Here is a 6,537-nt window from a genome sequence, read left to right as displayed (position 1 = left end):
GGGGGGGGGGGTGGGGGGGGGGGGGGGGGGGGGGGGGGGGGGCGGGCCGCGGGGGGGGGGGGGGCCCCCGCCCCCGGTTTCAACGGCCGGCCCAGGGGTCAGCCCGGGGGGGCTCAGCCGGGGGGCTCAGCCGGGGGCACCAGGCTGAGCCGATGCGGGGTCTACCAGCCGCCGGAGCCGATCTCGGTGCGGGAGCTCAGACCGCTGCCGGTGCCCTTGTAGAGGTAGAGCTTCCCGGTCTGCCCCGGGTCCGAGTCGACCGCCGCGAGGTCCCCGATGCCGTCACCGGTGAAGTCCGCACCCGCGTAGTCCGAGATGCCGTTCCAGCCGCCGGTGCCGATCTCGACCCGGTCGCCCAGACCGTGGCCGGTGCCCGGGTACAGCCACAGCTTCCCCGTCGACACCTCGGTCGCGACGACGTCGTCCTTGCCGTCCTTGTTCATGTCACCCGGGCTGACGATCTTGTTCATCCCGTTCCAGCCACCGGAACCGATCTCCACCCGGCTCCCCAGACCACTGCCCGTCCCCGGGTACAGCCACAACTTCCCCGTCGAGTTCTCACTCGCCACGACATCGTCCTTGCCGTCACCGTTGAAGTCACCCACCGCGGTGTTGTTCATGCCGTTCCAGCCACCGGAACCGATCTCCACCCGGTCCCCCACACCGCTGCCCGTCCCCGGGTACAGCCACAACTTCCCCGTCGACTTCTCCGTCGCCACGATGTCGTCCTTGCCGTCCCGGTTCAGATCACCCACGGCCAGGTTGCTCATCCCGTTCCAGCCACCGTTGCCGATCAGCACCCGGCTCCCCAACGTCCCCGTCCCCGTCCCCGGGTACGACCACAGCTTCCCCGTCGACACCTCCACGGCGACCAGGTCCTTCTTGCCGTTCCCGTTGAAGTCACCCGCCGTCAGGTTCGTCATCCCGGGGTCGGTCGGGCCGTCATCGCGGATGGACTTGTTGCGGACCGGCACGAAGGTGCCGTAGCCGGAGAAGTACGGGTAGGGGATCTCGCGGTAGTGGACGCCGCTGCCGGTGAACTCGTAGCCCATGTAGTGGCTGGAGTCGGTCCACTTCTCGAACAGCACCACGTGGCCGTGGGCCCCGCTGTCGTCGTTGAGCAGCGCGTCGCCGGCCTTGAGGTCGCCCTTGGCGATGTGTTCGGTGACGCCCCGCGGGCCGAAGGTGTCGGTGGTCAGCGAGTCGTCGAGCTTCCAGGCCATCGAGACGTAGCCCGAGCAGTCGGTGCGGTACCCGTTGTGCGAGCCGGTCCAGCTGTAGTCGAGGCCGATGCCGACCCAGGTCTTGGCCCGCCGGACCGCCTCGGTGCGGGTGACCGTCGGGGCCAGGACGGACGCGGCGGCCGACGAACCGTCAGCGGCGGGCGCCTGGGCGACCCCGACCGGCTGGCCGGCGCCACCGTACTCGCCGCCCGCGACCGCGGTGGCGGCGGGGGCCGGTTCGGCGGCGAACGCCGTACCGCCCTGGACGACCAGGCCGAGCGACAGCGAGCCGGCCAGCCCGAGGGCGGCGGCGGACGTGCGGAGATAGGCCTTGCGGGACATGCGCACTCCTGAAAATGGCATCGAAAGGACCGGCGCGGCGCGAGGGCGCCCGGATCACCGGAAAGGGGAGAGCCGGAGGAAACCCGGCAGGAAGCGGACGGCCGTCAGCCGGCGACGGAGACGTGCCAGGCTTGGAAGGCCGGAGACCGCGCGATGGCGGCGGAACAGATGGCCAGCGAATGGGCGGGGGCGTTGTCGCCACTCCCGCCGCTGGTGAAGACGACGAGGTCGATGGAGTCCTGACGGGCTCTCGACTGGACGTGCTCCAGGCCGCCGAAGGGATCGGCGTGGGCCCAGAGCACGTCCTTCAGGACGTGGGCGTCGGCAGCGGTCGGCGGACGCCGGTCGGGGCTCGTCAGGGTGAGACGGACAATGTGCATCTGGCTCGGTTCGAGCGGCCGGCGCCGACGGCGGCGGTCACTTCTTGTTGTCCCAGCTGATGCTGCCCGGGTCGCCCAGACCGCCCTTGCCGTCCCCCTTGTGGGCGGGGTCGCCGGGGTCGCCCTTGCCGGGGTCGCTCGCCGCGGACACGCCCGTCACGGTGGCCGGTGCGGCGGCGGCGAAGGCGGTGGCGGTCGGCAGAGCGAGCGTGGCCACCACAGCCGCAGCCGCGAGGACACCGGGAACGCGAGCGGTGATCCGCATGGAGAACAACCCCCTGGTCGATGGTCGGTCGGTGCGTCGGACGGCGGCTGGTTCCCGCCGTCCCACCGGCCCGGGGGCTCGGCGCCCCCCGTTCGGTGCTTCACATCCTGCAAGCCCCGGGCGGTGCTCCGGAAGGCCTTCCCCGAGGCATCATCAGGCCAGGCAGCATGTCGCCACCCCGACCGCCCCTGCCGCACCTGCCACCCCGGCCGCACCGACCGCCCCTGTCGCCCCGGTCACATCACCGACGCATCGTCAGATCTCCTTGCACACACATTTGCGAACTGTGAGAATCTTGCCGACGGCCTTGACATGAGCTGGCCGCGCGCATCGCCGAGTCCGGGGGGAATCGTGCTCGAAGTGCTGGGACTGGACCCTACGGCGGAGGCCGTCTACGCGGCCCTGCTGGTCGAGCCCGGGTGTGGGGTCACCGCCCTGTGCCGCCGGCTCGGCCTCTCCGAGACCGCCGTCAGAGAGGCCCTCGACCAACTCGCGGACCTGACGCTGCTGCGCCCCTCCCAGGAGGTCTCGGGTGCGCTGCGCCCGGTCAGCCCGGCGATCGGCCTGGAAGCCGTCATCCGCCGCCAGGAGGACGACCTCGCCCGCCGCCAGCAGGAGCTGGCCGCCAGCAAGGCCGCCGTGGCCCGGGCCGTGGCCGCCTACGCGGACCTGGTGCCCAACACCACCTCGGACGCCACCGAGCGCCTGGTCGGGATGGACGCGATCCAGGCCAAGCTCGAAATGCTGGCGCGCGACCTCCGGGAGGAGTTCCTCGCCGCGATCTCGGGCGGCGCGCAGTCGCAGGCCAGCATGGACGCCGCCCGTCCGCTCGACCAGGACGCGCTGGAGCGCGGCGTCGCCATGCGGACGCTCTACCAGGACAGCGTCCGCAACGACCAGGCCACCCACGCGTACGCCCAGTGGCTCACCGGGCTCGGCGGCCAGGTGCGGACGGCGCCCCTGCTGCCGCCCCGGCTGCTGGTCTTCGACCGGCACACCGCCGTCGTCCCGATCGACCCGACGCAGACCAGGCTCGGGGCGCTCTGCACCAGCGAGCCCGGGCTGGTCGCCTCGCTCGTCGCCCTGTTCGAACAGGCCTGGTCCACCGCGGTACCGCTCGGCGCCGACCAGCCCACCCACCACGACACCGGCCTCACCGCGGCCGAACGCGACCTGCTCCGGCTGCTCGGGACGGGCCTGACCGACGAGGCCGCCGGCAAGCGGCTCGGCATCTCGGTGCGCACCGTGCGCCGCCAGATGTCCGCCCTCATGGAGCGGCTCGATGCCGCCAGCCGTTTCGAGGCCGGCCTCAAGGCGGCGCAGCGCGGCTGGCTGTAGGCGGGTCCGCCGCCCGCCGCTCGGTGCCACCCGCGCTGCAGGCGGCCGACCGCCGACCGCCGACCGCCGACCGCCGACCGCCGACCGCCGACCGCCCGGGAACGCGCGTGCCCGGGTGCGGATGTCAGTGCCCGGGTGCAGACTCGCAGGTGGCCGGGGAGGGGGCGTGTGCGCGCCCGACGGAACCGCCCCGGTCACTCTCCGTCGAAGGGGCACCACTCCATGCTCACCACCGACTTCCCCACCGGCTCCCCCTGCTGGATCGACCTGGGCAGCCCGAACATCCGGGCCACCGCCTCGTTCTACGGCTCGGTCTTCGGCTGGGCCTTCCACGAGGTCCCCGAGACCGGTGGCTACGGTTTCCTCCAGCGGGGCGGCAAGACCGTCGCCGCCCTCGGCAACCTGGACGAGGGCGCCCGGTCGGCCTGGACGACGTACTTCCGCACCGAGGACGTGGACGCCACCGTGAAGGCCGCCGAGCAGGCCGGCGCCACCGTCCGGGTGCCACCGACGGACGTCATGCAGGAGGGCCGGTTCGCCGCGCTCACCGATCCGCACGGCGCCGAGTTCGCGCTCTGGCAGGCGGGGAACACCAAGGGGCTGGACGTCGTGTCCGAGGACGACACCCTGGTCTGGTCCGAGCTGCACACCTCGGACCAGGACGGGGCCTTCGGCTTCTACCAGCGGCTGTTCGGGTGGCGGGTGGAGAACTTCGAGCCGTCGCCGGGGATGACCTACCGGGTGATCTCGACCGCCGAGGGCGACCAGCAGGCCACCAGCTTCGGCGGCATCGCCCCGACGATGACCCCGGAGCAGCCCTCCGCGTGGACGCCGTACTTCGCGGCGGCCGACGTGGACGCGGTGATCGCCAGGGTGACGGCGGCGGGCGGCACGGTGCTGATGCCGGCCTCGGACGTGGAGAACGTCGGCCGGCTGGCCTGGCTGGCGGACCCGAACGGCGCCCCGTTCGCCCTGATCAAGGGCGAGCCGCAGGAGTCCTGAGCACGCGAGCGGGGCCCGCGGTTCCGAGAACCGCGGGCCCCGGGTTGCGCACGGGTCACCGCACCGGGTGTCCGGCCTCCCGCAGCGCGCCCTTGACCTCGCCGATCCGCAGGTCCCCGAAGTGGAAGACGCTGGCGGCCAGCACCGCGTCCGCGCCCGCGTCGACGGCGGGCGCGAAGTCGGCGAGCTTGCCGGCGCCGCCGGAGGCGATCACCGGCACCGAGACGGCCTTGCGCACGGACCGGATCATCTCCAGGTCGTAGCCGTCCTTGGTGCCGTCCGCGTCCATCGAGTTGAGCAGGATCTCCCCGGCGCCCAACTCGGCCGCGCGGCCCGCCCATTCGACGGCATCCAGGCCGGTGCCCCGGCGCCCGCCGTGGGTGGTCACCTCGAAGCCCGACGCGGTCTCCGTACCGGGCGGGCAGCGCCGGGCGTCGACCGAGAGCACCAGCACCTGCCGGCCGAACCGCCGGGCGATCTCCCGGACCAGCTCCGGGCGCTCGATCGCGGCGGTGTTGACGCCGACCTTGTCGGCGCCGGCCCGCAGCAGCTTGTCCACGTCCTCGACGGCGCGGATGCCGCCGCCGACGGTGAGCGGGATGAAGACCTGCTCGGCGGTGCGGCGGACCACGTCGTAGGTGGTCTCGCGGTCGCCGGAGGAGGCGGTGATGTCGAGGAAGGTCAGTTCGTCGGCGCCCTCGGCGTCGTAGAGCTTGGCCATCTCGACCGGGTCGCCGGCGTCGCGCAGGTTCTGGAAGTTGACGCCCTTGACCACCCGCCCGGCGTCCACGTCCAGACAGGGGATGACTCGTACGGCGAGGGTCACGGCTGTTTGCCTTCCAGGGTCTTTGCCAGCCCGGAGCGGTACGCGTCGAGCTCGATCTCGACCATCATCCGGGAGTCGATCAGTCCCTCGACCACCACCATGGTGGCCACCGGGCGTGCGGCGTCGAAGAGTTCGCGATGGGCCCGGCCCACTTCCTCGGCGTCGCGGACGTGGGTGATGTACATCCGGGTGCGGACCACGTCGTCCGCGGTCAGACCGTACGCGGCCAGGGCCTTGAGCCCGACGCCGAACGCGGCGAGGGTCTGCCGGTACGGGTCGCCCTCGTGCTCGATCCGGCCGTCCACCCAGGCGGTGGAGCCGGCCACGTGCACGTGGTCGCCCGCGGCGATGGCCCGGGAGTAGCCGAACTCGTCCTCCCAGGGAGAGAACCCGCCGACCCGCCCGCGTACGATCCGACCGTCCGTCATCCTGAAACCGCCTCCAGGGCCTCTTCGAGGGTGAACTTCTGCTCGTAGAGTGCCTTGCCCACGATGGCGCCCTCGACACCCTCGCCGACCAGGGTGGCGATGGCGCGCAGGTCGTCCAGCGAGGAGACGCCGCCGGAGGCGACGACCGGGCGGTCGGTGGCGGCGCAGACGTCGCGCAGCAGCTGCAGGTTGGGGCCGGTCAGGGTGCCGTCGCGGTTGACGTCGGTGACGACGTAGCGGGCGCAGCCCTCCTGGTCGAGGCGCGTCAGCACGTCGAAGAGCTGGCCGCCGTCGCGGGTCCAGCCGCGGCCGCGCAGGGTGGTGCCGACCACGTCCAGGCCGACGGCGATCTTGTCGCCGTGCTCGGCGATGGCCTTGGCGACCCACTCGGGGGCCTCCAGGGCGGCAGTGCCGAGGTTGACCCGGGTGCAGCCGGTGGCGAGGGCGCGGGCGAGCGACTCGTCGTCGCGGATGCCGCCGGACAGCTCGACCTTGATGTCCAGCCGGCCGGTGACGTCGCGCAGCAGCTCGTAGTTGGAACCGGTGCCGAACGCGGCGTCGAGGTCGACCAGGTGCAGCCACTCGGCGCCGGCGTTCTGCCAGGCGAGGGCGGCGGCCAGCGGCTCGCCGAAGGAGGTCTCGGTTCCGGAGGCGCCCTTGACCAGACGGACGGCCTGGCCGTCGCGGACGTCGACGGCGGGAAGCAGTTCGAGGCGGCTCATCAGTAGCAACT

At 72.7% G+C, this 6,537-nt stretch carries 8 protein-coding genes; 2 read left to right on the top strand and 6 right to left on the bottom strand.

Features of this window, described 5'->3' with window-relative positions; genetic code table 11:
- Nucleotides 1–161 precede the first annotated feature (161 nt).
- From ACIRST_RS13970 to ACIRST_RS13960, 3 genes are all read right to left on the bottom strand, one after another.
- Nucleotides 162–1,565: a VCBS repeat-containing protein gene (locus ACIRST_RS13970; protein ID WP_350522454.1), complete on the bottom strand. Its 1,404-nt coding sequence runs from the start codon at nucleotides 1,563–1,565 to the stop codon at nucleotides 162–164.
- Nucleotides 1,566–1,669: 104 nt separating this feature from the next.
- Nucleotides 1,670–1,945 (bottom strand): hypothetical protein, encoded by a 276-nt coding sequence (locus ACIRST_RS13965; protein ID WP_350522455.1) that lies wholly within the window; start codon nucleotides 1,943–1,945, stop codon nucleotides 1,670–1,672.
- Between the two features lie 37 nt (nucleotides 1,946–1,982).
- Nucleotides 1,983–2,210, bottom strand: coding sequence for a hypothetical protein (locus ACIRST_RS13960; protein WP_350522456.1), 228 nt, complete (start codon nucleotides 2,208–2,210; stop codon nucleotides 1,983–1,985).
- 351 nt (nucleotides 2,211–2,561) lie between these two features.
- Between ACIRST_RS13960 and ACIRST_RS13955 the strand changes: the two genes are divergently transcribed.
- On the top strand, nucleotides 2,562–3,548 hold the full coding sequence (locus ACIRST_RS13955) for a LuxR C-terminal-related transcriptional regulator (RefSeq protein WP_350522457.1): 987 nt from the start codon (nucleotides 2,562–2,564) through the stop codon (nucleotides 3,546–3,548).
- Nucleotides 3,549–3,770: 222 nt separating this feature from the next.
- Nucleotides 3,771–4,550, top strand: a complete 780-nt coding sequence (locus ACIRST_RS13950; protein WP_350522458.1) for a VOC family protein — start codon at nucleotides 3,771–3,773, stop codon at nucleotides 4,548–4,550.
- A 55-nt stretch (nucleotides 4,551–4,605) separates the two neighbouring features.
- Here ACIRST_RS13950 and hisF read toward each other — a convergent pair whose 3' ends face one another.
- The 3 genes from hisF to priA are packed head-to-tail and all read right to left on the bottom strand — an operon-like array spanning nucleotide 4,606 to nucleotide 6,526.
- On the bottom strand, nucleotides 4,606–5,376 hold the full coding sequence (gene hisF / locus ACIRST_RS13945) for an imidazole glycerol phosphate synthase subunit HisF (RefSeq protein ID WP_350522459.1): 771 nt from the start codon (nucleotides 5,374–5,376) through the stop codon (nucleotides 4,606–4,608).
- Nucleotides 5,373–5,804, bottom strand: coding sequence for a RidA family protein (locus ACIRST_RS13940; protein ID WP_350522460.1), 432 nt, complete (start codon nucleotides 5,802–5,804; stop codon nucleotides 5,373–5,375). Before ACIRST_RS13940 ends, hisF begins: the two co-directional genes overlap by 4 nt.
- A complete protein-coding gene (priA, locus tag ACIRST_RS13935; protein ID WP_350522461.1) occupies nucleotides 5,801–6,526 on the bottom strand; it encodes a bifunctional 1-(5-phosphoribosyl)-5-((5-phosphoribosylamino)methylideneamino)imidazole-4-carboxamide isomerase/phosphoribosylanthranilate isomerase PriA in 726 nt (241 codons plus the stop codon). The genes ACIRST_RS13940 and priA overlap by 4 nt, the downstream gene beginning before the upstream one ends.
- Nucleotides 6,527–6,537: the final 11 nt, after the last annotated feature.

Origin of the sequence: Kitasatospora sp. NPDC101447 (genome assembly GCF_044767225.1) — a bacterium.
In the GTDB taxonomy this organism is placed as follows: Bacteria; Actinomycetota; Actinomycetes; order Streptomycetales; family Streptomycetaceae; genus Kitasatospora.
The sequence above is the reverse complement of the archived record's forward strand: the minus strand, read 5'-3'. Positions and strand labels throughout refer to the sequence as shown.